The sequence below is a fragment of the Blastococcus brunescens genome, assembly GCF_035320885.1.
Lineage (GTDB): Bacteria > Actinomycetota > Actinomycetes > Mycobacteriales > Geodermatophilaceae > Blastococcus_B > Blastococcus_B brunescens.
The window spans coordinates 3,049,259-3,076,040 of sequence record NZ_CP141261.1 but is presented as its reverse complement, the minus strand read 5'-3'; the positions used below and the strand labels follow the sequence as shown (position 1 = coordinate 3,076,040).

Here is a 26,782-nt window from a genome sequence, read left to right as displayed (position 1 = left end):
GCCCGTGGTCAGGCTTGCGGACGAGGCCGCGCCGACGATCCCTGGACCGCTCGCACGGGCGTTCGCCTGCCGCCAGCGACAGCGTGGGAAGCGGGCGACTACTCGTCGTCCGGGCCCACCTGGGCGTTGTCATAGGTCACGGTGACCCGGTCCGGCTCATCGACGACGATGGGCAGCACGTCGGTCTGCACGTTGAAGGTCGTCGCCCGGCAGTCGCGGCGGTCGAAGCAGATGGTGGTCACGACATACGGATCGCTCGCGGTGCCTGCGCCGCTGTTGACGAGCACGGGGACGGTTCCGTCGTCAGCGGCAGCCGCGTCCAGGTCCAGCTGACTCCAGAGCTCTTCCTGAGCGTTGCCCGCGGCCTCGGGGATGTAGGCGATACTGCCGGCCGCGACGATGTCGTCGGCCGCCTCTGCTGCCTCGTCCTCGTCCTCGGCCGGGGTGGACAGGGCGATGCTGAAGGTCAGGATGCCCAGGGCGGCCACGGCGCCGAGTGCACCGATCAGCCAGCGGTGTCGCGGGCTGCCGAGGAGGCCGTGGACGTGGTGGAACTCGGCCTCGTCGAGCACGCGGGTGATCGCCCCGTCGTACGTGGCCAGGTTCGCTTCCGCGATCGTCAGCTGATCCCGGATGAAGCGTTGCCGCTCGACGAGCTCCTCGGGGGCGGACGGCTGTGCGTCGGCGATATCGCGGGTGACCGTGGTCAGCTGCGTCTTGAGGGTCGGAACGGCGGTTCGGTAGTTCGCGTGGCGCGGCAGCAAGTCGGCCACGGTCCGCGCCCCGGCGGGGAGGTAACGGCTGCGTTCGGCGTCGATGGCGCGGACGAAGGTGGCGTCCAGGGTGGGCATGGTCAGACGAGCCGGTTGGAGCACTCGCGCGATGAGGATGATGAGCGCGACGTTGGCGACGACGCTCAGCGCGCCGCTGGCGAAGGCGACGACGAGTTGCGTCCGATGCTCGGGATCACCCCAGTCCAGCGCCGGCCGGAGGAGGAGCGGGCCCGCTCCGAAGATGGTGACCGTGGCGGCGGTCAGCGTGGTGATCAGCCACTTGGCGGTTTCGCGGGTCTCCTTCGTCGCCGCGATCGGCCGGGAACGGTCCTCGGCAGGCCCGCCGTCGGGCTCGTCCGGTGCTGCCGGATCGTCCGGCGCGGCAGGTTTGTCCGGTGCGGCAGGTTTGTCGGGTGCGGCAGGGGCGCCCGCACCTGCTCGAGGGCCGGCCATCAGCGGTCGACGTCACGGATGTCGTCGATCGCCTCCTTGTGCAGCGGTGGCCGACGGGCGTGATCCCGGTCGAACTCCAGCATGAGATTGCCGACCCACTGGCTCAGATTGGGGTCCCAGACCCAGTTGCGGCCACCGTGGCTCACGACCTGCCCGGCGACCCCTGCGTACGGTGGTTCATCGGCCATGTTGCCCTCCCGCGGAAACGGCTGCATCGCAGCACACCGGGTGGGGTCGCCGATGTGCGCGGGACGCGGGCGGGATGAACCATTGCGCTCCCTGACCGTGCGTAGAGGGTCCGTCACCACGAGCTGCTTCGCGACGGCACGACCGAGACGACCGGCACGGGGTTCGCCCCGGGCGCTCCGGGCGGTGGCGGTCAGGGGGCCGTCGACGTCAGCTCGGTGACGACGGAGGCCGAGCTCATCGCGCTGATCCAGGAGGCCTACGGCGACGGCAGCCTCGACCTGCACCGCGGGCACCAGCCGGTCCAGGACGTGCTCGACGAGGTGCTCGGGATCAGCCACGACGAACTGCACGTCCGCATGCAGGAGCAGGACCTGGCGACCGTCGCGACCGACATCGGGGTGGACCCGCAGACGCTGATCGACGCACTCGTCGAGTACTGGAGCCCCGCCATCGACACCGTGCTCGCCACCGGCGAGATCACCGAGACGGAGGGCGGGCAGTACCGGGAGGCGCTGGAGGAGGCGTTCGAGTTCCGCGTGACCTGGGACGGCCAGGAAGCCATGCCGACGTTCGCCGGCCTCAGCGCCTGACCCGGGACAGCGGCCCGCAGCCCCCGTGCGGACGCAGCGCCGGGGCCCCGGCCCAGGAACGTCCTGGGCCGGGGCCCCGGCGGCCGCGACGATCAGCGGCGGCCGCAGGCGGTGAGGTTCACCCGCAGCTGCTGGCCGCGGTCGATCACCACCGGCACCCGCTCGACGACGCGTCCGTCGCGCTCGCAGGTCAGCGTCCAGTTCTCGACCAGCCCAGGCACGGTCGAGGTCTCGGCGACGAACAGTGAGGCGGTCAGCGTCCAGCTGGGCGCCACCGAGGCGAAGTTGATCGCCCGCAGCACGTAGGTGCCCTGCTCGGGGTCCTGCAGCAGCACCCGCTCCTTCTCGCCGACGAAGTTCCCGGAGCTGCCCACCTGGGTCAGCGAGCCGTCCGCGGCCTTCCGGTACACCTCGAGATCCATGTCGTCGGGCGTCGGCCAATCGAGGACGACCTCGAACAGATCGGCGTCCTGGGCGATCGTGAACTCCTGGTCGGTGCTCTGCGTGGGCAGCGTGGTCCCGGTCCAGGACTCCTGCGCCACGGGCTCACCCGAGACCGTCTCGACCTGCCGGTCCATCACGACGGGACGGGTCGAGGGGTTGACGTGCCAGGTGTACCGGCCGTCGGGCCCGACGTTCATCGTGGTGTTCAGGGTGTCCTCGATGACGCCGTCCCAGGTCGGGGTGGCGAAGTTCTTCTGCAGCCGCAGGGTGGCGCCGGCCGGTGCCTTCCCGGTGAGCACCGAGTGCGTGGTCGGGTCGACGGCGTTCTCCAGGGCGAGCAGGTACGCCTCGCGGTTGCCCTTGCCGGCGTACTCGCCGGCGCCGAGGTACTCGTCGACCACCTCGGGGAACGGCGGGTGGAACTCGTGGGCGCCGATCTCGAAGGTGTAGCCGAAACCGCCGGTGGCGTTGTACGACCAGTCCTCCGTCGAGCCGGTGGTGTCGTAGAGCTCCCACGCGTGCTGGCTGGTGTAGCCGTTCTGTGCGGCCATCGCGTCGCCGAGCGCCTTCAGCGCCGCCTCGTCGTAGGGGTCGCCCAGCGGCACGCCCTCGCTGGACGGCACCAGGTCCGGAGCCGCGCCGTTCGGGCGCAGCACCAGGTTCGAGAAGGTGTGGTTGGTGATCAGCGTGGTCACGTGCCGCCCGCTCACCAGCTCGCGGATGTTCTGCGTCTCCGGCTCGGAGAACGCCGCCGCGCCCCGGTAGGTGGGGTCGGCCAACAGGTCCGAGGCCCCGGGGCCGCCCCAGTAGCCGCCGTAGTTGCGGTTGAGGTCGACGCCGGCGCCGTAGCCGCCGTTGCTGGTGGCGGCGAGGGCGCAGGTCCCGTCCGGGGTGTCCTGCCCGTCGACGAGCCGGCAGTTCTTGCGCATGTAGGCGCTGCCGGGCGTGCCGAGGATGGTCGCCGTGCCGCCGCGGTCGACCTCGCGCAGGTCGATCAGCCCGCCGTCGGTGCGGGACTTCTGGAAGCCGTCGACGTTGACGACCGGCACGACGACGACGCGGGAGCGGTTCACCAGGTCGGTGATCCGATCGTCGGTGCCGTAGTTCTTCACCAGGTCCACCGCGAACTCCATCGCGTGCTCCCCGGACGGCCACTCCCGCGCGTGGTGCACGCCGAGCATCAGGAACGTGGGCAGCCCGGTCTCGGGCCCGCGGACGTCCCGGCCGATCTCCACGCCGTGGATCTGCTTGCCGTCCAGCGACGCGTGCGGCAACGCGAAGCGCTCCACGAGGTCGGGGTGGTCGCGCTCGAGCGCGGCCATCTCGGCGTCGTAGTCGTCGAGCGTGCGGTAGCTGTCCCGGCCCGACGGCAGCGGGGAGGTGGCCGTGGCTTCCGCGTAGGCCTCGTTCACCTGGTTGTTCTCGGCCTCCCGCAGCAAGAGGTCGGGGATGCGGACGTCGAAGTCCAGCCCGGCACCGGTGAGGGCGGCGACGTCGGCGAGGCTGTGCAGCACCACCTCGACGTAGTCGTGGCCGGCGTGCTCGGTGAGGTCGAGGCCGAGGGTCTGCAGCAGCGCCTTGTCGGCGCGCGTGGGGGTGTCGACGGTGACCAGCTGCGGCTGGAAGAGGTCGGATTCCGCGCCGGCGGGCGGCGGAGCGCCGGTGGTGGTCAGGCCGACCAGCACGGCGGTGGTGACGCCGCACAGGGCGACGCGGGAGCGAAGGGAGCGGAGCATCGAGGAGCCTCTCCTGTCGGACCAGGGGTCGGTCAACTGCCGACGAGAACGAGCTCGCCGCCGAGAGGTCACGCCTCACCTGGGTGTTCTACGTCGACCGGCGGCCGTCCCCGGGACCACGCGTCACGGCCGGACGACGGTGGAGCAACTCCTCGACCGGCCGGCAGGTCACGCCGCCGTACCGCAGCGACACGACCCGTCCGCCGGCGTCCCGCTCGAGCGGGATCAGCTCGCCCGCCGGCCCGAAGCCCGGCTGCGCGGCGACCCGCAGCGTCGCGGCGTCCAGGACCTCGAGCTCCTCCACGGCCGGCAGGGGTCGGGCACGGTCGGCCGCACCAGCACCAGCCGCCCGCCGAGCTCGGCGACGTCGAGCACCCCCAGAGCGAAGCGAACCGGCCGGTGAAGGTGGCCAGGGGCGGCGTTCCCGCAGGCGGCGCCGCTACCTCCGCCCGCGGTTTCAGCGCGACGTCGATCAGCTTCATCAGGCCGACGGCGAGGTCCTCGGCCGGTCCGTCGATCGCGTTGGTGAGCACGCTGACGACGAGTGTCGCGGCCGGGTCGACCAGGGTCAGCGTGCTGTGGCCGGGGTAGCCGCCGCTGTGCCCGACGAGCTGCCGCTCACCCACGGTCTGCAGCGCCATGCCCATGCCGTACCGGCCGATCTCGCTGCCGTACGCCGTCACCACGGACTCCAGCCGCTGCATCAGCCGCTTGGAGTCGTCGGTGAGCAGCCGGTCGTCGCCCGGGCAGTGCGCCGACCCGTAGACGGTGAGCTCCTCGGCGGTCGAGTAGAAGCCGGTGGCGGGGGCCATCGCGCGGGTGTCGACGTGCCCGATCGTCCGCCGGGCGTCCTCGCCGAGCAGCAGCCCGGTGTGCCCGGCCGCGAACTCGACGGCCCGGGCCGGCTCGTACTCCGGCCCCGTCCGGGTCAGCCCCAGCGGCTCGAGGACGGCGGCGCGCACCTGCTCGGCGTAGGACCGGCCGGTGGCCGCCTCGATCGCCAGCCCGACCAGGGCGTAGCCGATGTTGGAGTACTTGAAGTGCTCGTTGCGCCGGTGGACGACGCCGCCGCGCAGCACCTCGGCCACCACGCCGTCCCGGTCCGGGAACGGCTGCTCCAGCTGCCAGAAGTCCGCGTGCTCGCCGTCGCGGACGACGCCGGACTGGTGCCCGAGCAGTTCCCGGAGCGTGGCGCGCGCGATCGGTGACCCACCGTCGGCGAGCTCGGGCACGTACTGCCCGATCGGGTCGTCCAGCCGCATCCGGCCGGCCTCGACCAGCTGCAGGACGACCGTCGCGGTGAACGTCTTGGAGTGGGAGGCGATGCGGAACAGGTGCTCGGGAGTGAGCAGCGTGCCCGCGTCGGCGTCCGCCACCCCGACCGCCGCGGAGAGCACCAGCTCGTCCCCGGAGCGGACGGCCACCTGCACACCCGGCACGCGCCGGTGCGCGGCCTGCGCCTCCACCCATGACCGCAGGTAGCCGGCGGCGGAGCGGATGGTGTCGGTCGCGCTGGTCACGGCCGGTCAGCCTAGGGAGCTCATCCTCCCGCCCTGGACGCGGCCGGGCCCTGGACGTGCGGACCGCCAGCCGGTAGACCCACGGGGTGACGACGTCTCTCAGCGACCTGGACATGCCCGTCGTGCTGCCGCGCTGGGTCTCCTCCGGCGCGGTCGAGGTCGTGTCGACGGGGAAGGGCCGGGCCGTCGCCGGCGGTCCCGAGTACTGGGACGACATCAGCATCGGGCCGGTCGGGCATCGCGGTGGTCCACGGCCGTGGACCGTGCGCACCCTCGCCCGCCGCGGCTGCCGTCCGCGATCCGACGGCCGCTGGACCGGCGACCCGTCCCTCGACCGCGCCGCAGCGACCGCCGTCGTCCAGTTGCTCCTGCAGCAGATCCCCTCCGGGCTGCCGGCGGAGTCGATCAGGCGACTGGTGAACGAGGCCGGTGATACCGGGGACAGGGTCGGCCGGCGGCTGATGGACCAGCGCACCTGGACGCGAGGCGAGGCCGACGTCGACGGTCACCCGTTCGTGCTGTGGCTGCACCGCCGTCCCGAGGGCTTCGCGGCCGTTGCCGACCTGGGTCTGTCCGTCCTCCTGGTGCACGGACAGGTGCCACCCGACGTCTGGGTGTTCGCCCTCCTGTGGCCGGAGCAGGCGCGAGCCGTCCTGGACAGGCAACGGCGCGCTGGACAAGGGGTCGGCCGTGCGTGACGCTCCCGGCATGACGGAGCAGCGCTACTCCATCCCGGTCGACGACCTCGTATCGAGCGCCCGGGTCCCGGTCGCCGAGCAGGTGGAGGTGCAGGCGGAACCGCAGCGCCCGGCGACCGACTGGTCGGCCGGCGTGCACCCGCACGGCGACGGCATGTCCGGCGACGCCGACGGCGACTGAGCGCCCGGTGGACGAGATGGTCGACGAGACCGACGACTGGGCCGCTCTCCTCGAACGGTGCTCCCGGAGGTGGCGGCTCTCCTGACGGCCGCCGACGAGCTGGTCCGGCGGACCGATCCCGAGGTCGTCCGCATCGTGTGGCCACACCAGAAGACGGTCGGTTACGGCGTGGGGCCGAGGAAGATGTCCGAGCACTACGCCTACCTGGCGTCCCACCCGCGGCACGTCAACCTGGGCTGCAACTACGGCGCCCGTCTCGACGGCGGCGGGCTGCTCGAGGGAACGGGGCAGAACATGCGGAAGACGACCCTGCGATCGGTCGACGACCTGGCCGACCCGCGCCTGGTCCCGCTGCTGCGCGCGGCCCGTCAGGAACGACTGACGGCCCTGGGCCGCGCCTGACGGGTCACCGCCCGCGGGGAAGCGCCGGGTCGTCCTTCCGCTTGTTCCAGCCGATCGCGGCGGTGGCCACGAAGAAGAGCAGACCGACCACGGTGAGCCAGAACAGCCCCTCGATCACGGCGCCGATGATGCTGACCGCCAGCCAGATGACCAGCAGCAGCCCGAGCAGGCGGAGCATCGCGATCTCCCTGGGTCGAGGTACGGGTACCGGCCCAGCCTAGAGGCGTCAGCAGCCGACGTCGGCGATATCGTCGTCCACCGCCCGTCCGGACGCCGTCGCGACGTCGTGGCCGGAGCAGAAGGAGAACGACAGGTGCGCGGCCCGGTCCGGCGTCACCGGCCGCCACGTCCCGGTGGCGTCGGCTCCAGGTAGGACAGCGACGTGCCGAGCAGGACGTCGTCGGCGGCCGGGTCGTGCTGCAGGTCCTTCGCCAGCCACGCCTGCGTGTAGACGCTCGACAGCGCCCACTTCCGGTTACCGTCGGTAACCCCTATCCGCCGGACGTCGTGGGGCGAGCACATCGGGGTTCATGGAGCTGCCCGGCGCCCGGCCTGCCCGGCGGGCCCCACGCCGACCGGGGACGATGCGGGCATGACGTACCGCGCGAGCGAGGCCCGCTACGACTCCATGACCTACCGCCGGACCGGCCGCAGCGGGCTGGACCTGCCCGCGATCAGCCTCGGCCTGTGGCACAACTTCGGCGACGACATGCCGTTCGACCGGCAGCGGGACATCCTGCGCCGCGCGTTCGACCTCGGCATCACGCACATCGACCTGGCCAACAACTACGGCCCGCCCTACGGCTCGGCGGAGACGAACTTCGGCCGCCACCTGGCCGACGACTTCGCGCCGTACCGCGACGAGCTGGTGATCTCCACCAAGGCGGGTTACGACATGTGGCCCGGCCCCTACGGGCAGGGCGGGGGCTCGCGGAAGTACCTGACGGCGAGCCTGGACCAGTCGCTGCGGCGGATGCGCCTGGACCACGTCGACATCTTCTACAGCCACCGGCCCGACCCGACGACGCCGCTCGAGGAGACGATGGGCGCCCTCGACACCGCCGTCCGCTCCGGCAAGGCGCTCTACGCCGGCATCTCGTCCTACTCGCCGCAGGACACCGCGAAGGCCGCCGCGATCCTCGCCGACCTCGGGACGCCGTTGCTGATCCACCAGCCGTCGTACTCGATGCTCAACCGCTGGATCGAGACCGAGGGGCTGCTCGACACCCTCGAGCACGTGGGCGCCGGCTGCATCGCGTTCTCGCCGCTGGCCCAGGGGATGCTCACCGGCAAGTACCTCGACGGCGTCCCGGAGGGTTCCCGCGCCACGCAGGGCAAGTCGTTGTCGGCCGACCTGCTCACCGGCGAGGCGCTGGACCACATCCGCGCGCTGGACGAGATCGCCAAGGGGCGCGGGCAGAGTCTCGCCCAGATGGCGCTGGCCTGGGCGCTGCGCGACCCCGGATGACCACGGTGCTGATCGGGGCCAGCAGCGTCGGCCAGCTCGAGCAGAACGTGGCGGCGCTGGACGCCCTGACCTTCGGCGACGACGAGCTCCGGGCCATCGACGAGCACGCGGTCGACAGCGGCATCGACCTCTGGGAAGGGCCTCGCACGGCATGACCGATGACTTCCAGGGACACCTCGACCGGTACCTCGGGGATCGAGACCCGGCCGCTCGCTACTCGTCGTTCGACTACTGCTTCAACTGGTTCCAGGGGCACCGCGAGGAGGGCCGGCTCGCAGAGCTGACCGAGCCGGCAGCTCTGCAGGTGACATGCCTCCACCTCGGCTTCTATCTCGCGAGCTGGGGGATGTATCGCGGTGGCGCACAACTGCTCCGGCACAGCGCCAAGTCCCTGGAGCCAGTCGTCCGTGCCGTCGTCGAGGCACCGCAGGAGATCTGGGACGTCGACCTGGACGGCTACAGCTCGGACGGGATGCGTCTCGTGCTTCGTGTCGGCGGCACCGTCCGTCAGTCCTTCCCGGGCCGGACGTCGGACACCCTGGTCACGAAGGCGATGCTGGGCGTGTTCGGCTGCGTGCCCGCCTACGACCGGTTCTTCCGTCAGGGGTTCGGGGTGTCCTCGTTCGGTCAGAAGTCGCTGCAGCGCCTCGGGCGGTTCTGGGCCGACCACCAGGACGTGATCGAGCGCAACCGTGTGAACACCCTGGACTTCGACAGTGGACGCGAGACTCGGCGCCGATACACCCGAGCCAAGGTCGTCGACATGCTCTTCTTCATGAAGGGCGGCGGCGGGCCGGCGGTCGCCGCCGCCACCTGATCGCGCCAGACTGAGGACCCTGCCGACGGATCAGTGGGGAGACGACATGCGGGCGGACGAGATCAGGGACGCATCGGGGCTGGCGCGGCTGACCCTGCGCGGCAGCACCACCCGCATCCACGAGCTGCACCGGGGCATCGCCGACCGCGCCTTCCGCTACGTCGGGCCCGCCGGGCGGCCGGTGCAGGTCGTGCACGACACGATCTCCGACGCGGCCTACTCCGGCGTCCGGTTGTCTCTCGGTGCGGGCGCCAGGGTCGCCGGCGAGGCGGCGGCCCTGCACGCCGGCGGGCGGGAGCTCGACGACGTCCGGGCGGGCCGGGTGGCGATCGCGATCCTCAACGGCGCCCACGGGGACCTGGTCCGCCGGGAGGCTCCGGCCCTGGCGCTGGAGATGGCCGTCCGGGTGGCCGGGCGGGCGGTGCCGGCCGAGCCCGGGGCGCTGCGGGAGGCGTTCCCGGGGGCGACCGGTCGGCTGGTGGTCTTCCTGCACGGCCTCACCGAGACCGAGGTGTCGTGGACCTACGGCGCCGAGCGCCGCGCCGAGCCCGGCGTCACCTACGGCACGCGGCTGCGCGAGGACCTCGGGCTCACCCCGGTGTACCTGCGCTACAACACCGGGCTGCACATCTCCGACAACGGGCGGGCCCTGGACACCCTGATGGCGGCCCTGGTCGACGCCTGGCCCGTGCCGGTCCAGGACGTCGTCCTCATCGGCCACTCGATGGGCGGGCTGGTCGCCCGCAGCGCGCTGCACCAGGCGCACGGCGGGACGGCGGAGGCGCGGGACTGGACCCATCTCGTGCGCGACACCCTCACCCTGGGCTCACCGCATCTCGGGGCGCCGTTGGAGCGCGGGGTCCACCGCCTGGCAGCGCAGCTGGCCCGGCTGCCCGAGACCCGGCCGCTGGCGCGACTGCTGTCGCTGCGCAGCGTCGGCATCAAGGACCTCCGGCACGGCACGCTGGTCGAGGCCGACTGGACCGACCGCGACCTCGACGCCCTGGGCGCGGCCCCGCACACCCACGTGCCGCTGCACGACGGCGCCCGGCACTTCGTCGTCCTGGCGACCCTGAGCCGCAACCCGTCGGGGCGCCTCGCGGACCTGCTCGGGGACTGTCTGGTGCCGCCACGCAGCGCCAGCGGCGACACCGGGGACGACGACCGGCTGGCATTTCCCCCGATCACGTGCACCGCCTCGGCGGCCTGCACCACTTCGACCTGCTGAACCACGCGCGCGTCTACGAACGCATCCGCAGTTGGCTCGTGGACCGCCCGGAGGGCCCCGTCCCTCGGCACCTGACGAGCGTCCGACGTCCTGACCAGGCACCCTGTCGCGGATCGCGCGTGACCCGGAGCACGTTCGGCCGTTGTCCTCCTGAAGACGAGGGAGATCCCGTGGCTGACGATGCCCAGCAGGACCAGAACATCCTCCAGCGACTGATCACGTGGCGGGTCGGAGCGGCGATGGAGCCGCAGCCGCCGAACGAGACGCTGCTGAAGGTGCAGCAGCCCTTCTACGACGTGCTGAACAAGTACTACTTCCGGCTCGAGGTCGACGGCTGGGACCGCGTGCCCGACGAGACCAGCCTGGTCGTCGGAGTGCACTCCGGTGGGGCACTGACGATGGACGCCTGGACGCTTGTCAACGCCTGGCACGTGCACTTCGAGGGAAGCGCCACCTGCGGGGCACGGCGCACGACGTCCTCATGGCCACGCCCGGCCTCGGCGACTACTTCCGGGCCGTCGGCGTCATCGCCGCGAACCGGAAGAGCGTCGGCGCGGCGCTCGCGCAGGGCGAGGACGTCGTCGTCTGGCCGGGTGGCGAGGTCGACGCGATGCGCAGCTGGCGCAAGCGCGACGTGGCCACCCTCGGCGGACGGACCGGTTACGTGAAGCAGGCCATCCGGTCCGGCGTCCCCATCCTGCCGGTTGCCACGGTCGGGGGCACGACACCGTCTTCGTGCTGTCGGAGGGCAAGTGGCTGGCCGACGCGGTGGACAAGCTGACCGGGCTGAAGAAGACCCTGCGCGGCGCGAACCTGCCGATCATCGCCGGCTTGCCGTTCCCCTCGCCGTCGAGATCCTGCCCGCGCACGTCCCGCTGCCGGCCAAGATCCGCACCGAGATCCTGGATCCGATCGAGGTGGACCACGACCCCGACCGGGCCGACGACGCCGCCTACGTGCAGAAGATCTACGACCAGGTGGCGGCCGACATCCAGGCCGGCATGGACCGGCTGGCCGCCAAGCGGACCCTGCCGATCCTTGGCTGAGACTCCTCCGCTCGACGCCGGACCCCGACCTTGGCAGGGTGGGCGGGGACGGCCGACGACGACGGACGGAGCGCAGCATGGCAGCCCGGTACGAGTACACGGTCGCGGAGATCCGCGAGGGCATGATCGGCGGCAAGATGTCCGGCGACAAGCTGGAGAAGGTGCTCAACCAGCACGCCCGCGAGGGTTGGCAACTCAAGGCCATCACGTCGGTCGAGGTCAAGGGCCGGATCGGGCCGGGCGGCGTCGAGGGCGTGCTGGTCACGTTCGAGCGACCCGTGGCGTGACCACCATCGCGCAGCTCAGCGACGAGGCGGCGGCCTCCTGGCTCGAGTCGCACCGCGACGGCGTCGGCGCGGAAGAGGCACTGGCCTTCTTCGACGGGCTCCCACCCGTGCCGGTGGGGGACATGCTCGGCCGCTGGCGCGGGAGCGGGCTGCCGACGGGTTCGCGACTGGACGGGCTGCTCGAGGCCTACGGCTGGTACGGCAAGGAGTTCCTGGGTGCCGAAGCCGTCCACCCGCTGCTCTTCCGGAGCCGCGGCGGACGGCCGCGGCCGGTCGATCCGGCGTGGATCCCGCTGCCGCTGCTGCGCGACCACTCCGGCCTCGCCCGCCTGTGGCCGGTGCGGACGGCGTTCGGCCGGATCAGGCCACTGCTGCACACCCACCGGCCCAGGCGCGGCTGCGCACCATCGAGCACCGGGGCGTGAGCACCGCGGCGATGGTCTACGACGCGCTGCCGGTCATCGACGTCTTCCGGCGGGTCGGCCCCGACGTCGTCGTCGGCGCGATGGACATGCGCGGGCTGCCCGCGCCGTTCTTCTTCCTGCTGGAGCGGGAGCCCGGCTAGCGGACGGGGACCTCGAGCTCGGCCAGCAGCCCGCGGATGCGCTGCTCGATGTCGTCCCTGATCGGCCGGACGGAGTCCACGCCCTTGCCGGCCGGGTCCTCCAGCTGCCAGTCGAGGTAGCGCTTGCCCGGGAAGATCGGGCAGGCGTCGCCGCAGCCCATGGTGATGACGACGTCGGAGGCCTCGACGGCGTCGGTCGTGAGGACCTTGGGCCGCTGGTCGGAGATGTCGATACCGACGTCGGCCATCGCCTGCACCGCGGACGGGTTGACCTGGTCGCCCGGCACGGAGCCGGCCGAGCGGACCTCGACGGCGTCCCCTGCCAGGTGCCGCAGCCAGCCGGCGGCCATCTGGGAGCGGCCGGCGTTGTGTACGCAGACGAACAGCACGCTGGGCTTGTCGGACACGGAGGGCCTCTCGATCAGGGGTCAGGCGGGGGCGGGCTGGAGCTCGGCGAGCAGCGCGCGGACCCGGGAGTCGATGTCGTCGCGGATGGAGCGCACCTCGCCGATGGTGAGGCCGGCGGGGTCGCGCACCTGCCAGTCGAGATAGCGCTTCCCCGGGTAGACCGGACAAGCGTCACCGCAGCCCATGGTGACGACGACGTCGGCGGCGCGGACGACGTCGTCGGTGAGCGGCTTCGGAAAGGCCTGGCCGAGGTCGACGCCGGCCTCGGCCATGGCGGCGACCACGGCGTCGTCCACGGAGGCGGCCGGCTGGGACCCGGCCGAGCGGACGTGCACCCGGTCGCCGCCGCGCAGCTGCAGGAGGCCGGCGGCCATCTGCGAGCGGCCGGCGTTCTGGACGCAGACGAAGAGGACCTCCGGCACGTCGTGCGCCACCGCTCCCTTCGCCTGGGCCAGCGCAGTGAGCCGCTCGGTGGCGAATCGGGTGGTGAGGGCCGGCAGGTGCGCGGTGACCCGCGCCGTGCGAGCGAGGGCGGTGTAGGACTCGAAGACGTACCGGTCGACGGTCTCCCGGGCGAAGACGCCGGCGAAGCGAGCGGCCAGGTCGTCGGCCAGCCGGTGCAACGAGGCCTCCGGCGTGAGCAGACCGGGCAGGGCACTGTCGTTCATCGCGCGCTCCGGGCGGGGACGGGAACGGTCGGGTCGCCGGGGAACCAGCGGCGGGCCGCCCAGAGGGACACGTAGACCAGTGCCACCAGCACCGGCACCTCGATCAGCGGCCCGACGACGCCGGCGAGTGCCTGCCCGCTGGTGACCCCGAAGGTTCCGATGGCGACGGCGATGGCCAGCTCGAAGTTGTTGCCGGCGGCGGTGAAGGCCAGCGTGGCCGTCTTGGCGTAGCCGAGCCGCAGTCGCATGCCGAGCAGGAACGAGCCGCCGAACATGAGCGCGAAGTAGGCCAGGAGCGGCAGCGCGATGCGGGCGACGTCCCAGGGCTGGGAGGTGATCGCCTCGCCCTGCAGCGCGAAGAGCATGACGATGGTGAACAGCAGCCCGTAGAGCGCGACGGGGCCGATGCGGGGAGGAAGCGCTCCTCGTACCAGGCCCGGCCCTTGCGGCGCTCGCCGAGAGTCCGGGTGAGGAAGCCGGCGACGAGCGGGATGCCGAGGAAGACGAGCACCGACACGACGATCGCCCAGAAGCTGAAGTCGGCCGAGGTGGTGGACAGGCCCAGCCAGCCGGGCAGCACCTGCAGGTAGAACCAGCCCAGCGCGGCGAACGCGACGATCTGGAACACGGAGTTGATCGCGACGAGGACGGCGCCGGCCTCGCGGTCGCCGCAGGACAGGTCGTTCCAGATCAGCACCATCGCGATGCAGCGGGCCAGGCCGACGATGATCAGGCCGGTCCGGTACTCGGGGAGGTCGGGCAGCAACAGCCAGGCGAGGGCGAACATGAGCGCCGGCCCGAGCACCCAGTTGAGCACCAGGCTCGCGCCCAGGAGCTTCCGATCGCCGGTGACCCGGTCGAGCTCGGAGTACCGGACCTTGGCCAGCACCGGGTACATCATCAGCAGCAGCCCGATCGCGATCGGCAGGCTGACGTTGCCGACCTCGACCGCGGACAGGGCGTCGTCCAGGCCGGGGACCCACCGGCCCAGCGCCAGCCCGAGCGCCATCGCGGCGATGATCCACACCGGCAGGAACCGGTCGAGCGTGGACAGCTTCTGCAGGACCGGCGCGTCGGCCGGGGCGCCGGGACGGGCGTACTCGTGAACCGTGTCGCTCATGCCGGCGTGAGGGTGAGCGCGGTGCGGCCCGTCGTGTCGAACAGGGTGGCGACGGCGGTCAGCGCCTCGGGCCTCACCGCGTAGTAGACCCACACGCCGCGCTTGTCGCGGTCGAGCAGCCCGGCCGAGTGCAGCACCTTGAGGTGGTGGCTGATGGTGGCCTGGGTGAGGTCGAAGGCGTCGTTGAGGTCGCACACGCAGGCCTCGCCGCCCGCGCTCGCCGCGATCAGGCTGACCAGACGCAGTCGCACCGGGTCGGCCAGCGCCTTCAGCAGCGGGGCGACCTGCTCGGCCTGCTCGGCGGACATCGGGGTGCCGGTCAGGGGGTGCAGCAGGCCAGACCTGGGTCGCTCATGGGGCTCTCCTCGCGTCGGACATCGTCGCCCATCGTAATGACGATCGTCGTATTGACAAGTGTCGATGTCCGGTGTTCATTCGGCGTTCAGACATCGACGTCCGTCGATGTCCCGATCGAAAGGGTGCTCACCATGTCCCGCGTCCAACTCGCCCTCCGCGTCGCCGACCTCGACGCCGCCGTCGACTTCTACTCCCGCCTCTTCGACGCCGTTCCCGCCAAGCGCCGTCCCGGGTACGCCAACTTCGCCATCGCCGAACCGCCGCTGAAGCTGGTCCTGCTCGAGGGCGGGGCCGGCGAGGCGACCCGCATGGACCACCTGGGCGTCGAGGTGCCCTCCACCGACGAGGTCACGGCGTCCACCAACCGGCTGGCAGAGGCCGGCCTCGCGACGCGCATCGAGGACAACACCACCTGCTGCTACGCCGTCCAGGACAAGGTCTGGGTGACCGGTCCGGGCGGAGAGCCGTGGGAGGTCTACACCGTCACCGGCGACGCCCGCCCCGACCTGGAGGGGAAGACGGACGCCGAGCTGTCCGCCGTCGCCGGCGACGGCACCTGCTGCAAGCAGGAGGGCTCCGACACCGACGCCCGAGTCGCCGCCTCCTGCTGCTGAGGAGCCCGAGTGCTACGAACTCGTGGTGATCAGGGGCTGATCACCACGAGTTCGTCGCAGTCGCGGAGGTGCGGGATGGATCTGGACGAGGTGGCCGACGAGCTCTACGCGGTGCCGCCGGACCAGTTCATCGAGCTCCGGAAGGCCCGGCAGGACGAGGCGAAGGCCGACGGCGACAAGGCGCTGGCCAAGGAGATCGGCGGGCTGCCCAAGCCGTCGGCCGCCGCCTGGGCGTGCAACCTGCTGGTGCGGGAGCAGCGCGCCGAGATCGAGGGCCTCGTCGAACTCGGGGACCTGCTGCGGGAGGCACAGGAGAACCTGGCCGGTGACCAGCTCCGGGCCCTCGACGTCCAGCGCCGTCAGCTGCTCACCGCCCTCACCCGGCAGGCCCGCTCGCTGGCCAACGGGGAAGGACACCCGGTCAGCACCTCGGTGGCCACCCAGATCGAGGAGACCCTGCGCGCCGCCATGTCCGACCCGGAGGCAGGACAGGCCCTGCTCACCGGCCGGCTCACCTCGCCGATGTCCTACAGCGGCATGGGGACGACGGTCGCCAAGCCCGACCTCCGGCTGGTGCACCCGCCGAAGCCGGCGCGCGACGAGAAGCCCGCGAGACCGGCGAGCACCGCCGCCCCGAAGAAGGCGACCGGGGAGTCGGCCGCCGAGCGACGGGCGCGCGAGCAGGAGGAGCGACGTCGGGCCGCGGAGGAGAAGCGGGCGCGCGAGCTGGCGCGTGCCCGGGAGGCGGCCGAGGCGGCCGTCGTCGCTGCCGAGGAGGCCGAGAACGCGGCCGAGGAGCAGCGCCGGGAGGTCGAGGGGCTGGAGGACCGGCGCACCGAGCTGCAGGAGCGGGTGGAGGAGCTGGCCGAGCAGCTCGCCGACGCCGAACGCGCCGCCGGGGACGTCGCCGCCACGCTGAAGCGCGCGCAGCGCCGGCTCACCGCCGCCCAGCACGAGGCCGACGAGGCGGCCGAGGCGCGGGACCGCGCCGTCGCGCACGCCGACTCCCTGGCCGAGGGGACTGACCTCGCCCGCCACTTGCCCCCGCGCCGGGTGAGGTCGACACTCGCGCCACCTGCCCCGATGCCCCACCTTCCGATGCTGTGGAGGACACCATGAGCTCACCCGAGGACGCGGACATCGAGCGCACGTCACCTGACCACTCCCGCAGCGGCGACGACATCGCCGAGGCGATCGAGGTCGCCGAGCGTGACAGCTCCGTCCAGGAGGTGCACGACCGCGGCACCGAGAACACCACCGGCGAGGCGCCCGTCGAGCAGCGGTACGGCGACCCGGAGATGACCGAGGGCCAGGTGGTGCTCGGCGACGGCGAGCCCGGTGGTCACCGATCCGTCGGGCTCGATCCCGAGGCGGGGTCCTCGGGTGCCGCCCAGTCGGAGCCCGGTGCCCGGATCTCCGACCGCGTCGCGGCCGGCGAGGAGCCACCACCGGACCCGTCGGCGAGCTGACCGCTCAGCTCCACAGCTCCACGCGGACGGTCGGCCGGGCGCGATCCTGGCGGGCCGGCCGGGACAGCAGGGCGCTCGTCGCGTCCGGCGTCGTCAGGAACCGCTGCAGGGCGCGCGCCGCGCTCGTCGCGCGCCCGTCGCCGGGGATCGTCGCCCACCACAGGCCGGAGACCGGCGTGCCCTCCACCGGCAACCGCACCAGGCTGCCCCGTCGGAGGTCGCCGGCGACGGCGTGACCCAGGGCGAGCTGGACCCCCGCCCCGGCGCGGACGGCGGTCAGCGCCACGGCCTCGCTCCCGTGCTGCTCGACGTCGGGCAGCAGGTCCACCCGGTCCGCCCAGCGCTCCTCCTCGCTGCCGGCCTCGATCCCGCCGGGACCGGTGTGCCACGAGCAGCCCGCCAGGTCGGTGACGCGCAGGCAGGTGCGCGCGGCCAGCGGATGCGCCGGTGCCGCGACCACGATCCGCTCGTACCGCAGGAAGGGCACCGAGTCCGGTACGGGACCGGCGGCGGGCCCGGGGCGGACGCCCAGCACGATGTCGGCGAGGTCGTCGTCCAGGGCGGTGCCCGCGCAGTCGCTCGTGCCCACCGTGAGGTCGACGGCGGTCCGGTTCACCCGCCGGGTGAACGCCGCCACCGCCGCGCCGGCCGCGTGCTCCGCGCAGGCCGCCGTCGCGAGCACGCGCAGCTGCCCGGTCGACGACGCCTGGCTCACCTCGCGCCGGGTGCGGTCGGCCAGCCGGACGAGCTCCCGGGCGCGCGTGGCCAGCGCCCGTCCGCCCGGGGTGAGGCTGATCCCGGCGCCGGTGCGCCGGAAGAGGGGTCGCCGAGGTCGGCCCGCAGGGCCGCGACGGCGGAGGACACGGCCGGTTCGCTCACCCCGAGTGCGGCCGCCGCTGCGCGCAGCGACCCCAGCTCGGCTACGAGCGCGAAGGTGCGGAGCTGGGTGAACGTCAACGTCGGAGCCCTCATAACCGGTCGGTTATGACGATGTTGACAGTGACCCAGGTCACGGACAAGGTCCTCGGCACCAGGTCCCCGACTGCGGGGTCCGTGGGAAGGGGTTCCCCGTGCAGGTACCGGCTCCGTTCGACTACGTGCGGGCGACCAGCGTGGAGCACGCGCTGGAGCTGCTCGACAGCCACGGCGAGGAGGCGCGGATCATCGCCGGCGGGCACAGCCTGCTGCCGATGATGAAGCTCCGGCTGGCCCGGCCCGACTGGATCATCGACATCAACGACGTCGCCGAGCTCGACCACGTCACCGAGGACGGCGACCGCCTGCGCATCGGCGCGCTCACCCGGCACGCGACCCTGCTCTCCTCGGAGCTGATCGGCCGGCTCTTCCCGATCGTGCACGACGCGGAACGGGTCATCGCCGACCCCGTGGTGCGCAACCGCGGCACCATCGGCGGCTCCCTGGGGCAGGCCGACCCGGCCGAGGACCTCACCACCGTCTGCGACGTCCTCGGCGCCGAGGTGGTCATCGCCAACCGGAGCGGCACCCGTGTCGTCGACATGGCCGAGTTCCACCGCGGCCCGTACGAGACCGCCTGCGCGCAGCACGAGCTGGTCACCGAGATCCGGCTGCCGATCCGGGCGGGCCAGGCCAGCGCCTACGAGAAGGTGGAGCGGCGGGTGGGTGACTGGGCGGTCGCCGCCGCCGGCGCCTCGCTCGTGCTGGCCGACGACGGCACGATCGCCGACGCCGCCATCGGGCTCACCGCCGTCGGTCTCGAGGGCCTCGCCGTCGAGGCCGCCGCGGTCCTGATCGGTCAGCTGCCGGGCGAGGAGATCTTCGCCGACGCCGGCCGGCTCGCCGCCGAGGCCAGCTCCCCGGTGGAGGACGGCCGCGGCCCCGTCGACTACAAGCGGCACCTCGCCGACGAGCTCACCCGCCGGGTCCTGCGCACCGCCGCCACGCGGGCCGGGGCCCTCGCCGACGTCTGAAGGAGAGCGACCATGCAGGTCACGATGACCGTCAACGGGGCCGAGGTCACCCGCGACGTCGAACCCCGGCAGCTGCTCGTGCACTTCCTCCGCGAGACCCTCGGGCTGACCGGCACCCACTGGGGCTGCGACACCAGCAACTGCGGCACCTGCGTGGTGCTCGTCGACGGGGAGCCGGTGAAGTCCTGCACCCAGCTGGCCGCGATGACCGCCGGGCACGAGGTCCGCACGGTCGAGGGCCTGGCCGACGGGCAGACCCTCGACCCCGTGCAGCAGGGCTTCATGGAGGAGCACGGACTGCAGTGCGGCTTCTGCACCCCCGGGATGATGCTGACCGCCCGGGCGCTCCTGGACCGCAGGCCCGATCCGGACGAGGGCGAGATCCGGGAGGCCATCTCCGGCCAGATCTGCCGGTGCACCGGCTACGCCACGATCGTCCGGTCGATCCAGTGGGCCGCCGCCCACCCGGCGGCCGCGACCACCGACCAGGAGGTGCGGGCATGACGACCGTCCAGGAACGCTCGCCCATGCCGCAGGAGCGCGAGCCGAACCCCGCCGCCTCGGCCACCGACCGGCCGATCGGCTACGGCCGGATCCAGCGCAAGGAAGACCCGCGCTTCATCCGCGGCAAGGGCCGCTACCTCGACGACATCGTGCTGCCGGGGATGCTGCACGGCGCGATCCTGCGCTCGCCCTCGCGCACGCCCGGTTGGTCTCCATCGACACCACCGAGGCCCTCGCGCACCCGAAGGTGCACGCCGTCATCACCGGCAAGGACCTCGAGGGGCTCAACCTCGCGTGGGCGCCGACGCTCTCTGCCGACGTCCAGGCCGTGCTGGCCACCGACAAGGTGCGCTTCCAGGGCCAGGAGGTCGCGTTCGTCGTCGCCGAGGACCGGTACTCCGCCCGCGACGCCCTCGAGCTGATCGACGTCGAGTACGAGGCCCTGCCCGTCGTCGTCGACGTCCGGAAGGCCATGGACCCCGGCGCCGCGGTGATCCGCGACGACAAGGAGGGGCAGACCGACAACCACATCTTCGACTGGGAGGCCGGGAACGCGGCCGAGACCGACGCCGTCTTCGCCCGCGCCGACGTCGTCGTCAGCGAGGAGGTGGTCTACCCCCGCGTGCACCCGGCGCCGATGGAGACCTGCGGCGCCATCGCCGACTACGACTCGATCGACGGCAAGCTGACGCTCTACGAGACCACGCAGGCCCCGCACGCCCACCGCACCCTGTTCGCGATGGTCGCCGGCATCCCCGAGCACAAGATCCGCGTCGTCTCGCCCGACATCGGGGAGGGTTCGGCAACAAAGTCGGCATCTACCCCGGCTACATCCTCGCCGTCGTCGGCTCGATCGTGACCGGGAAGCCGGTCAAGTGGGTCGAGGACCGGTCGGAGAACCTGATGTCGACGTCGTTCGCCCGCGACTACCTGATGCGCGGCGAGGTGGCGGCCACCAAGGACGGGAAGATCCTCGCCGTCCGCACGAAGGTGCTGGCCGATCACGGCGCCTTCAACGCCACCGCCCAGCCGACGAAGTACCCGGCCGGCTTCTTCTCCATCTTCACCGGCAGCTACGACCTCGAGGCCGCGCACTGCTCGGTGACCGGCGTCTACACCAACAAGGCGCCGGGCGGCGTCGCCTACGCCTGCTCGTTCCGGGTCACCGAGGCGGTCTACCTCGTCGAGCGGATGGTCGACGTCCTCGCCCAGAAGCTCGAGATGGACCCGATCGAGCTGCGGATCAGGAACTTCATCAAGCCCGAGCAGTTCCCGTACGCGAACAAGACCGGCTGGGAGTACGACTCCGGCGACTACGAGCCGGCCATGCGCATGGCCATGGACCAGATCGGCTACGCCGACCTGCGGCGGGAGCAGGCCGACAAGCGCGCCCGCGGCGAGCTCATGGGCATCGGGGTCTCGTTCTTCACCGAGACGGTCGGCGCCGGCCCCCGCAAGCACATGGACATCGTCGGCCTCGGCATGGCCGACGGCGCCGAGGTGCGGGTGCACCCCACCGGCAAGGCCGTCGTCCGGCTGTCGGTGCAGAGCCAGGGCCAGGGCCACGAGACGACGTTCGCCCAGATCCTGGCCGAGGAGCTGGGCATCCCGCCCGAGGACATCGACGTCGTCCACGGCGACACCGACAACACCCCGTTCGGCCTGGGCACCTACGGCAGCCGGTCCACGCCGGTCAGCGGGGAGCGGTCGCGCTGGCCGCCCGCAAGGTCAAGGACAAGGCGCGGGCGATCGCCGCGGCGATGCTCGAGACCCGGCCCGAGGACCTCGAGTGGGAGAAGGGCCGCTGGTACGTGACGGGTGACCCGAGCGTCGGCAAGACGATCGCGGAGATCGCGCTCGGGGCCCACGGCACCGTGGCGCTGCCCGAGGGCATCGACGGCAACCTCGACGCCGAGGTCACCTACGACCCGCCCAACCTGACCTTTCCCTTCGGCGCCTACATCTGCGTCGTCGACGTCGACCCCGGCACCGGCAAGGTGCACGTCCGCCGGTTCGTCGCGGTGGACGACTGCGGCACCCGGATCAACCCGATGATCGTCGAGGGGCAGATCCACGGCGGGCTGGCCGACGGCGTCGGCATGGCGCTCATGGAGTTCATCGGGTTCGACGAGCAGGGCAACTGCCTGGGCGGCTCGTTCATGGACTACCTGATCCCCACCGCGATGGAGGTCCCCGACTGGGAGACCGGCTACACGGTCACCCCGTCGCCGCACCACCCGATCGGCGCCAAGGGCATCGGGGAGTCGGCCACCGTCGGCTCGCCGCCGGCGGTGGTCAACGCCGTCGTCGACGCGCTCGCCCCCTTCGGCGTCACCCACATGGACATGCCGTGCACGCCGGCGCGGGTGTGGGAGGCCATGCAGGGCCGCGCCACCCCGCCGATCTAGGAGGTGCCGATGACGGTTCCCGACAAGGTGGCGGAGCTGACCCGGACGCGCGAGCCGTTCGTGCAGGCCACCGTCGTCCGGGCGCAGAAGCCGACCAGCGCGCATGCGGGCGACACCGCGCTGGTCCGTTCCGACGGCTCCATCGACGGGTTCGTCGGCGGCACCTGCGCCGAGGCGTCGGTGCGCGAGTACGGGTTGATGACGCTGTCGACCAACCAGCCGCTGCTGCTGCGGATCGTCCCGGGCGACGTGCGGCCGCAGAGTAGGGAGGAGGGGCGGTCACCGTGGCCAACCCGTGCCTGTCGGGGGAGCGGTGGAGATCTTCCTCGAGCCCCGCGTGCCGGCTCCGCGTCTGCTGGTGGTCGGTGACAGCCCGGTCGCCGAGGCGCTCGCCGAGCTCGGTCGGCCACTCGGTTTCGACGTCGAGCTCGTGGCCGGTGAGCAGGCGGCTCCGGCAGCGGACGACGCAGCCCTGGTGGTGGCCTCGCACGGGCGGGGCGAGGAGCCCGCGCTCACCGAGGCCCTGCGGCTCGGCGTCCCCTACGTCGGCCTGATCGCCAGCCGGATCCGGGGCGCCGGCGTGCTGGCCGCCCTCGACGTCCCTGACGAGCAGCGGGCCCGGGTGCACAGCCCGGCGGGGCTGGACATCGGCGGCCGGACGGCGGCGGAGATCGCGCTGTCGGTGCTCGCCGAGCTGGTGGCCGAGCGGCGCGCGGCGGAGAAGCACGCCCCGGCCGCTCCAGCGCCGGCGAGCGCCGTCGATCCGGTCTGCGGCATGACGGTGGCCGCCGTCGACACCACCCCGCACGTCGAGGTCGACGGGACGACGACGTGGTTCTGCTGCCCGGGATGCCGGACGGCGTTCGTGGCCGAGCCGGACCGGTATGCCCCCGCCACCTGACGGAGCGTCCGGCTCGGCCGCGCGGGTCGGGGCCGAGGACGACGTCCGGGCCCGGATCCCGGACGTCGAGTCGCTGGCCGCCGCCCTCGACGAGGTCGACTACCTGGCCGACCCAGGCCTGGCGACCGCGCTGTTCCTCGCCATGCGGCTGCCGCAGCCACTGCTGCTCGAGGGAGAGCCGGGCGTCGGCAAGACCGAGACCGCCAAAGCGCTCGCCCGCGTCCTGGACACCCCGCTGTACCGGCTGCAGTGCTTCGAGGGCATCGACGCCGCCGAGGCGCTCTACGAGTGGAACCATCCGCGTCAGCTGCTCGGCATCCGGCTGGCCGAGGCCCGCGGCGCCTCGCTGGCCGAGGACGACCTGTTCGGTGCCGACTACCTGCTCCGCCGGCCGCTGCTGCAGGCCATCGAGCACCCAGGCCCCCGCCCCGCGGTGCTGTTGCTCGACGAGATCGACCGCGCCGACGCCGAGTTCGAGGCGTTCACCTTCGAGGTGCTCGCCGAGGCCGCGGTCACCGTGCCGGAGCTGGGCACCCTCCGGGCACAGCACCCGCCGGTGGTCGTGCTCACCTCCAACCGCACCCGCGACCTGCACGACGCGCTCACCCGCCGCTGCCTCTACCACTGGATCGACTACCCCACGCCGGAACGGGTGGCCGAGATCGTGGCCCGGCGCGTGCCCGGGAGCGCCGAGCCGCTGGCGGTGTCCGCGGCCGCCGCGGTCGCCCGGCTGCGCTCGCTGGACATGGTCAAGCCCCGGGCATCGCCGAGGTCATCGACTGGGTGGCGGCGCTCGACCTGCTCGGCCTGACCCGGCTGGACGCGGCCGCGGTCGAGCGCACGTGGGGCACCGTGCTGAAGAACCGCGACGACCAGGAGCTGGCCCGCGCCCGAGGGGCGGCCTGGCTGGCCGGTGCCTGAGCTCGGGATGGGCGGGCAGGTCATGGTCGGGCCCGGCCCCTGGCCGTGGGGCTGACGACGGCACTGCACCGCGCCGGCCTGCCGGCGCCGCCGGAGCGGGCGGCCGGTCTCGCCCGGGCGCTGCAGCTGGTGCCGCCGCTCGACCGGCCGGCCCTGTACTGGACCTGCCGGATCGCGCTGGTCACCGACCGGGCGCAGCTGCCGGTGTTCGACGCGGTCTTCTCCGCGGTGTTCGACGGCCGGCTCGACCCCGCCGACAGCCGCGGCGAGCCGACCGCCCCGCCACCGATCGGCAGCGAGCCGCGCACCCGGCCTGCGCCCCCGGACGAGCGGCCGGCCGAGCCGGGGAGTCGGCGGCCTCGGCCGGGTCGGCAGGGGAGAGGACGAGGGGACGCCGGGCGAGCGCGAGGTGCTGCTCGCCGCGGCGTCCACCGAGGAGCGGCTGCGGCACACCTCCTTCGCCGACCTGGACGCCGACGAGCTGGCCGGGATGCGCGAACTGGTGCGGCGGCTCGTCCTCAGCACCCCCGTCCGGCGGAGCCGCCGCAGTCGCGCCTCCCGCCGGGCGGGAGACCGGCTGGACCTGCGGCGAACGGTCCGGGCGGCCCAGCGCACCGGCGGCGACCCGGTCCGGTTGGTGCACGCGGTCCGCCGGACGACGCCCCGCCGGCTGGTGCTGCTCTGCGACGTCTCCGGCTCGATGGAGCCCTACACGCGGATCTACCTGACCCTGCTGCAGGGCGCGGTCGCCGGGGCGCGGGCGGAGGCCTTCGTCTTCTCCACCGGCCTCACCCGGCTGACCCGCCAGCTCGCCGTCCGGGACCCCGACCAGGCGCTGGCCCGCGCCGGCGCGGCGTCGTCGGACTGGGCCGGCGGCACCCGGCTGGCCGAGGGGATCGGCCGGTTCGTCGCCGACCACGGCCGACGGGGGCTGGCTCGGGGTGCGGTCGTCGTCGTGCTGTCCGACGGGTGGGCCCAGGACGATCCCGACGACGTCGGCGACGCGATGCGGCGGCTGCGCCGGCTGGCCCACCGCATCGTCTGGGTGAACCCGCGCAAGGCCGCACCGGGGTACGCCCCGCTGGTCGGCGGGATGGCGGCCGCGCTGCCGTACTGCGACGCGTTCGTCAGCGGCCACAGCCTGGCCGCTCTGGAGCAGGTCGTCGCCGCCGTGCGCGGGGCCGCGCGCCGCTGACGGGGACGCGTCATCAGTGGACACCTCGGCGTCCCCTGACCGTCACACCCGGTGCCTAGCGTCCGATCCGTCGGCACGGCATGCGAGCAGTCGGTCGACCGGTTGCTCGACGGCCGCCTGGCCGCCCGACGGGCGGTCGGGCGTCACCGGCCGGACTTCCGGGGACCGTATCTCGATTCGGTTGCGGTCCCACGCGTGCTCTGGGTCACACCTTAGCGCTGAGGTAAATCTGTCCCCACTTCACCGATCCCGAGGATGGTGCCCGCTCATGCGATCTGCCCGACTCTCCGCAACCGCCCTCGGCGCCGCGATGCTGCTGACCCTCACTGCCTGCGGCGGGGAGGGTGACGCCGGCGGGAACGGGGCGGTGCCGCCGGCGGCGACGACGCGCCCCGGATCGCCGCCATCTTCTCCGGCACCACGACCGACGCCGACTACACCTTCCTCGGCCTGCAGGCCCTCGAGGCCGCCGAGGAGGAGCACGGCGCCGAGGTCACCTACCCGAGAGCGTCCAGGTGCCCGACGCGGAGCGGGTGCTGCGGGAGTACGTGGCCGACGGCTACACCGTCGTCTGGACGCACGGCAGCCAGTTCTACGACGCCACGGTCGCCGTCGCGGCCGAGAACCCCGACGTCGTCTTCATCGCCGAGCAGGACACCGAGCCCGAGGACGTGCCGGAGAACGTCTGGGTCCTGGACCGCAACTTCCACCTGGCCTTCTACCCGCTCGGCGTGCTGGCCGCGTCGGCGTCGCAGAGCGGCCAGATCGCCTACCTCGGCGGGGTCACCCTGCCGTTCTCCTACTCCGAGGTGCACGCCGTGGAGCAGGCCCTCGAGGACACCGGTTCCGACGCGACGCTGACGTCGGTGTGGACCGGTGACTTCAACGACCCGACGCGGGCGCAGCAGTTCACCAGCCAGCTGCTCGGCGCGGGCAACGACGTCATCCTGACCTCGCTCAACCTCGGCGTCGTCGGTGCCTTCGAGGCGATCAGCGACGGCCCCGCGGGCGCGCTCATGACCGCGAAGTACACCGACAAGTCGAACCTCTCGCCCGAGCACTACCTGACCTCCGTGCTCTACGACTTCGAGGTCATGCTCGACGAGATCCTCACCTCGATCGAGGCCGGCGAGACCGGCGGCTACCTCGGCATGGACTACGAGCAGGGCATCTCGCTGCAGACGCCGCAGAACGTCGACCAGGCCGTCATCGACGAGGTCAACCAGGTGGTCGAGCAGCTCGCCGCCGGCGAGATCGAGGTCGACCGCGACGTGACGCCGGTCGAATGAGCGATCCGGCAGCCGCCGGGCCGGTCGGGAGGCACTCATCCGAGGAGGCCCTCGACCAGGCCCGGCCGCTCACCATGACCGGCATCAGCAAGTCCTTCGGGCCGGTCCGGGCCCTCGTCGACGCCGACTTCGAGCTGGCGCGCGGCGAGGTGCACGGGCTGGTCGGCGGCAACGGCGCCGGCAAGACGACGCTGATGAACGTCCTGTACGGCCTCTACCGCCCCGACGCGGGCGAGATCCGGATCGACGGGCGCGAGGTGCACGTACGTTCGCCGCGCGACGCCATCGGCCTCGGGATCGGCATGGTGCACCAGCACCTGCTGCAGGTGTCGACCTACTCGGTCGTCGAGAACGTGGTGCTGGGCACGAGCGGGTCCTCCGGAGGGTTGCGCAACGCCGCCCGCCGGATCTCGGAGCTCTCCGACCGGTTCGGGCTCGCGGTCGACCCCCGTGCGCGGACCGACCGATTGTCGGTCGGCGCTCGGCAGCGGGTGGAGATCCTCAAGGTGCTCTACCGCGGCGCTCGGGTGCTGATCCTGGACGAGCCGACGACCAACCTGACCCCGCAGGAGGTGGAGGGGC

At 72.7% G+C, this 26,782-nt stretch carries 37 protein-coding genes and 2 pseudogenes; 26 read left to right on the top strand and 13 right to left on the bottom strand.

What is annotated here, in order from left to right; translation table 11 throughout:
- Positions 1–98: 98 nt before the first annotated feature.
- Both U6N30_RS20585 and U6N30_RS20580 read right to left on the bottom strand, forming a co-directional pair.
- Positions 99–1,226 carry a hypothetical protein gene (locus tag U6N30_RS20585; RefSeq protein ID WP_324273758.1) on the bottom strand — a complete coding sequence of 376 codons (1,128 nt, stop codon included), beginning with the start codon at positions 1,224–1,226 and terminating at the stop codon, positions 99–101.
- Positions 1,226–1,414, bottom strand: coding sequence for a hypothetical protein (locus U6N30_RS20580; RefSeq protein ID WP_324273757.1), 189 nt, complete (start codon positions 1,412–1,414; stop codon positions 1,226–1,228). The genes U6N30_RS20585 and U6N30_RS20580 overlap by 1 nt, the downstream gene beginning before the upstream one ends.
- Before the next feature lie 216 nt (positions 1,415–1,630).
- On the opposite strand from U6N30_RS20580, the gene U6N30_RS20575 reads away from it, so the two are divergent.
- A complete protein-coding gene (locus U6N30_RS20575; protein WP_324273756.1) occupies positions 1,631–2,005 on the top strand; it encodes a hypothetical protein in 375 nt (124 codons plus the stop codon).
- 92 nt (positions 2,006–2,097) lie between these two features.
- Here U6N30_RS20575 and U6N30_RS20570 read toward each other — a convergent pair whose 3' ends face one another.
- Together U6N30_RS20570 and U6N30_RS20565 are read right to left on the bottom strand one after the other, a co-directional pair.
- Positions 2,098–4,185 (bottom strand): M14 family zinc carboxypeptidase, encoded by a 2,088-nt coding sequence (locus U6N30_RS20570; RefSeq protein ID WP_324273755.1) that lies wholly within the window; start codon positions 4,183–4,185, stop codon positions 2,098–2,100.
- A gap of 68 nt (positions 4,186–4,253) precedes the next feature.
- A complete protein-coding gene (locus U6N30_RS20565) occupies positions 4,254–5,705 on the bottom strand; it encodes a serine hydrolase domain-containing protein (RefSeq protein WP_324273754.1) in 1,452 nt (483 codons plus the stop codon).
- An 86-nt stretch (positions 5,706–5,791) separates the two neighbouring features.
- Here U6N30_RS20565 and U6N30_RS20560 point away from each other — a divergent pair, with 86 nt between their 5' ends.
- From U6N30_RS20560 to U6N30_RS20550, 3 genes are all read left to right on the top strand, one after another.
- Positions 5,792–6,403, top strand: coding sequence for a hypothetical protein (locus tag U6N30_RS20560; RefSeq protein ID WP_324273753.1), 612 nt, complete (start codon positions 5,792–5,794; stop codon positions 6,401–6,403).
- Positions 6,396–6,584, top strand: a complete 189-nt coding sequence (locus U6N30_RS20555; protein ID WP_324273752.1) for a hypothetical protein — start codon at positions 6,396–6,398, stop codon at positions 6,582–6,584. Before U6N30_RS20560 ends, U6N30_RS20555 begins: the two co-directional genes overlap by 8 nt.
- A gap of 69 nt (positions 6,585–6,653) precedes the next feature.
- Positions 6,654–6,986: a hypothetical protein gene (locus U6N30_RS20550; RefSeq protein ID WP_324273751.1), complete on the top strand. Its 333-nt coding sequence runs from the start codon at positions 6,654–6,656 to the stop codon at positions 6,984–6,986.
- A 4-nt stretch (positions 6,987–6,990) separates the two neighbouring features.
- Here U6N30_RS20550 and U6N30_RS20545 read toward each other — a convergent pair whose 3' ends face one another.
- Both U6N30_RS20545 and U6N30_RS20540 read right to left on the bottom strand, forming a co-directional pair.
- Positions 6,991–7,164: a hypothetical protein gene (locus U6N30_RS20545; RefSeq protein WP_324273750.1), complete on the bottom strand. Its 174-nt coding sequence runs from the start codon at positions 7,162–7,164 to the stop codon at positions 6,991–6,993.
- 155 nt (positions 7,165–7,319) lie between these two features.
- Positions 7,320–7,508 carry a hypothetical protein gene (locus U6N30_RS20540; RefSeq protein ID WP_324273749.1) on the bottom strand — a complete coding sequence of 63 codons (189 nt, stop codon included), beginning with the start codon at positions 7,506–7,508 and terminating at the stop codon, positions 7,320–7,322.
- A gap of 70 nt (positions 7,509–7,578) precedes the next feature.
- Between U6N30_RS20540 and U6N30_RS20535 the strand changes: the two genes are divergently transcribed.
- From U6N30_RS20535 to U6N30_RS20495, 9 genes are all read left to right on the top strand, one after another.
- Positions 7,579–8,454 (top strand): aldo/keto reductase, encoded by an 876-nt coding sequence (locus U6N30_RS20535; protein ID WP_324273748.1) that lies wholly within the window; start codon positions 7,579–7,581, stop codon positions 8,452–8,454.
- Positions 8,451–8,609: a hypothetical protein gene (locus U6N30_RS35600; protein WP_324273747.1), complete on the top strand. Its 159-nt coding sequence runs from the start codon at positions 8,451–8,453 to the stop codon at positions 8,607–8,609. Before U6N30_RS20535 ends, U6N30_RS35600 begins: the two co-directional genes overlap by 4 nt.
- A complete protein-coding gene (locus tag U6N30_RS20525) occupies positions 8,606–9,271 on the top strand; it encodes a hypothetical protein (RefSeq protein WP_324273746.1) in 666 nt (221 codons plus the stop codon). Before U6N30_RS35600 ends, U6N30_RS20525 begins: the two co-directional genes overlap by 4 nt.
- A 46-nt stretch (positions 9,272–9,317) precedes the next feature.
- On the top strand, positions 9,318–10,499 hold the full coding sequence (locus U6N30_RS20520; protein ID WP_324273745.1) for a lipase family alpha/beta hydrolase: 1,182 nt from the start codon (positions 9,318–9,320) through the stop codon (positions 10,497–10,499).
- Between the two features lie 481 nt (positions 10,500–10,980).
- Positions 10,981–11,280, top strand: a complete 300-nt coding sequence (locus U6N30_RS34335; RefSeq protein ID WP_422677963.1) for a 1-acyl-sn-glycerol-3-phosphate acyltransferase — start codon at positions 10,981–10,983, stop codon at positions 11,278–11,280.
- Positions 11,252–11,545 (top strand): hypothetical protein, encoded by a 294-nt coding sequence (locus U6N30_RS20510; protein WP_324273743.1) that lies wholly within the window; start codon positions 11,252–11,254, stop codon positions 11,543–11,545. Before U6N30_RS34335 ends, U6N30_RS20510 begins: the two co-directional genes overlap by 29 nt.
- 77 nt (positions 11,546–11,622) lie before the next feature.
- Entirely contained in the window at positions 11,623–11,832 is a 210-nt protein-coding gene (locus U6N30_RS20505) for a DUF4177 domain-containing protein (protein WP_092196109.1), read from the top strand.
- Positions 11,829–12,257 carry a GXWXG domain-containing protein gene (locus U6N30_RS20500; protein WP_324273742.1) on the top strand — a complete coding sequence of 143 codons (429 nt, stop codon included), beginning with the start codon at positions 11,829–11,831 and terminating at the stop codon, positions 12,255–12,257. The genes U6N30_RS20505 and U6N30_RS20500 overlap by 4 nt, the downstream gene beginning before the upstream one ends.
- The gene (locus U6N30_RS20495) at positions 12,254–12,397 is read left to right on the top strand and encodes a DUF4334 domain-containing protein (protein ID WP_324273741.1); all 144 of its coding nucleotides are present in this window, start codon (positions 12,254–12,256) and stop codon (positions 12,395–12,397) included. The genes U6N30_RS20500 and U6N30_RS20495 overlap by 4 nt, the downstream gene beginning before the upstream one ends.
- On the opposite strand, the gene U6N30_RS20490 is transcribed toward U6N30_RS20495, so the two are convergent.
- The 4 genes from U6N30_RS20490 to U6N30_RS20475 form a co-directional block, all read right to left on the bottom strand.
- Complete coding sequence (locus U6N30_RS20490; RefSeq protein WP_324273740.1) at positions 12,394–12,804, bottom strand: arsenate reductase ArsC; 411 nt, start codon at positions 12,802–12,804, stop codon at positions 12,394–12,396. The two genes, U6N30_RS20495 and U6N30_RS20490, sit on opposite strands and share 4 nt — an antisense overlap.
- A gap of 21 nt (positions 12,805–12,825) precedes the next feature.
- Positions 12,826–13,473 carry an arsenate reductase ArsC gene (locus tag U6N30_RS20485; RefSeq protein WP_324273739.1) on the bottom strand — a complete coding sequence of 216 codons (648 nt, stop codon included), beginning with the start codon at positions 13,471–13,473 and terminating at the stop codon, positions 12,826–12,828.
- 103 nt (positions 13,474–13,576) lie between these two features.
- Positions 13,577–14,593: an arsenic resistance protein gene (locus U6N30_RS20480; RefSeq protein WP_324273738.1), complete on the bottom strand. Its 1,017-nt coding sequence runs from the start codon at positions 14,591–14,593 to the stop codon at positions 13,577–13,579.
- On the bottom strand, positions 14,590–14,901 hold the full coding sequence (locus U6N30_RS20475; protein WP_324273737.1) for a metalloregulator ArsR/SmtB family transcription factor: 312 nt from the start codon (positions 14,899–14,901) through the stop codon (positions 14,590–14,592). The genes U6N30_RS20480 and U6N30_RS20475 overlap by 4 nt, the downstream gene beginning before the upstream one ends.
- A gap of 180 nt (positions 14,902–15,081) precedes the next feature.
- Here U6N30_RS20475 and U6N30_RS20470 point away from each other — a divergent pair, with 180 nt between their 5' ends.
- The 3 genes from U6N30_RS20470 (at position 15,082) to U6N30_RS20460 (ending at position 17,033) form a co-directional block, all read left to right on the top strand.
- Complete coding sequence (locus tag U6N30_RS20470; protein WP_324273736.1) at positions 15,082–15,564, top strand: ArsI/CadI family heavy metal resistance metalloenzyme; 483 nt, start codon at positions 15,082–15,084, stop codon at positions 15,562–15,564.
- 75 nt (positions 15,565–15,639) lie between these two features.
- On the top strand, positions 15,640–16,683 hold the full coding sequence (locus U6N30_RS20465; RefSeq protein WP_324273735.1) for a hypothetical protein: 1,044 nt from the start codon (positions 15,640–15,642) through the stop codon (positions 16,681–16,683).
- Entirely contained in the window at positions 16,680–17,033 is a 354-nt protein-coding gene (locus tag U6N30_RS20460; RefSeq protein ID WP_324273734.1) for a hypothetical protein, read from the top strand. Before U6N30_RS20465 ends, U6N30_RS20460 begins: the two co-directional genes overlap by 4 nt.
- 4 nt (positions 17,034–17,037) lie before the next feature.
- On the opposite strand, the gene U6N30_RS20455 is transcribed toward U6N30_RS20460, so the two are convergent.
- Both U6N30_RS20455 and U6N30_RS20450 read right to left on the bottom strand, forming a co-directional pair.
- On the bottom strand, positions 17,038–17,748 hold the full coding sequence (locus U6N30_RS20455; protein ID WP_324273733.1) for a LysR substrate-binding domain-containing protein: 711 nt from the start codon (positions 17,746–17,748) through the stop codon (positions 17,038–17,040).
- The gene (locus U6N30_RS20450) at positions 17,745–17,990 is read right to left on the bottom strand and encodes a helix-turn-helix domain-containing protein (protein WP_324273732.1); all 246 of its coding nucleotides are present in this window, start codon (positions 17,988–17,990) and stop codon (positions 17,745–17,747) included. Before U6N30_RS20450 ends, U6N30_RS20455 begins: the two co-directional genes overlap by 4 nt.
- Positions 17,991–18,103: 113 nt before the next feature.
- Here U6N30_RS20450 and U6N30_RS20445 point away from each other — a divergent pair, with 113 nt between their 5' ends.
- From U6N30_RS20445 to U6N30_RS20405, 7 genes and pseudogenes are all read left to right on the top strand, one after another.
- Complete coding sequence (locus tag U6N30_RS20445; RefSeq protein ID WP_324273731.1) at positions 18,104–18,982, top strand: FAD binding domain-containing protein; 879 nt, start codon at positions 18,104–18,106, stop codon at positions 18,980–18,982.
- Between the two features lie 12 nt (positions 18,983–18,994).
- Positions 18,995–19,486 carry a (2Fe-2S)-binding protein gene (locus U6N30_RS20440; RefSeq protein WP_324273730.1) on the top strand — a complete coding sequence of 164 codons (492 nt, stop codon included), beginning with the start codon at positions 18,995–18,997 and terminating at the stop codon, positions 19,484–19,486.
- A gap of 205 nt (positions 19,487–19,691) precedes the next feature.
- Positions 19,692–21,894 (top strand): annotated as a pseudogene (locus U6N30_RS34330) (aerobic carbon-monoxide dehydrogenase large subunit).
- Positions 21,895–21,903: 9 nt separating this feature from the next.
- The gene (locus U6N30_RS20420) at positions 21,904–22,263 is read left to right on the top strand and encodes an XdhC family protein (protein ID WP_324273727.1); all 360 of its coding nucleotides are present in this window, start codon (positions 21,904–21,906) and stop codon (positions 22,261–22,263) included.
- On the top strand, positions 22,232–22,795 hold the full coding sequence (locus U6N30_RS20415; RefSeq protein WP_324273726.1) for an XdhC family protein: 564 nt from the start codon (positions 22,232–22,234) through the stop codon (positions 22,793–22,795). The genes U6N30_RS20420 and U6N30_RS20415 overlap by 32 nt, the downstream gene beginning before the upstream one ends.
- Complete coding sequence (locus U6N30_RS20410) at positions 22,779–23,606, top strand: AAA family ATPase (RefSeq protein WP_324273725.1); 828 nt, start codon at positions 22,779–22,781, stop codon at positions 23,604–23,606. Before U6N30_RS20415 ends, U6N30_RS20410 begins: the two co-directional genes overlap by 17 nt.
- Complete coding sequence (locus tag U6N30_RS20405) at positions 23,579–23,716, top strand: hypothetical protein (protein WP_324273724.1); 138 nt, start codon at positions 23,579–23,581, stop codon at positions 23,714–23,716. Before U6N30_RS20410 ends, U6N30_RS20405 begins: the two co-directional genes overlap by 28 nt.
- A 20-nt stretch (positions 23,717–23,736) precedes the next feature.
- Here the strand turns inward: U6N30_RS20405 and U6N30_RS20400 are convergent, their stop codons facing one another.
- On the bottom strand, positions 23,737–24,024 hold the full coding sequence (locus U6N30_RS20400) for a hypothetical protein (protein WP_324273723.1): 288 nt from the start codon (positions 24,022–24,024) through the stop codon (positions 23,737–23,739).
- Between the two features lie 101 nt (positions 24,025–24,125).
- Between U6N30_RS20400 and U6N30_RS20395 the strand changes: the two genes are divergently transcribed.
- The 3 genes and pseudogenes from U6N30_RS20395 to U6N30_RS20385 form a co-directional block, all read left to right on the top strand.
- Positions 24,126–24,911 (top strand): vWA domain-containing protein, encoded by a 786-nt coding sequence (locus U6N30_RS20395; RefSeq protein ID WP_324273722.1) that lies wholly within the window; start codon positions 24,126–24,128, stop codon positions 24,909–24,911.
- A gap of 515 nt (positions 24,912–25,426) precedes the next feature.
- A complete protein-coding gene (locus tag U6N30_RS20390; RefSeq protein ID WP_324273721.1) occupies positions 25,427–26,200 on the top strand; it encodes a BMP family ABC transporter substrate-binding protein in 774 nt (257 codons plus the stop codon).
- A pseudogene (locus U6N30_RS20385) lies at positions 26,197–26,742 on the top strand (ATP-binding cassette domain-containing protein); the annotation flags it as partial. The gene U6N30_RS20390 and the pseudogene U6N30_RS20385, both read left to right, overlap by 4 nt.
- Between the last annotated feature and the right edge of the window lie 40 nt (positions 26,743–26,782).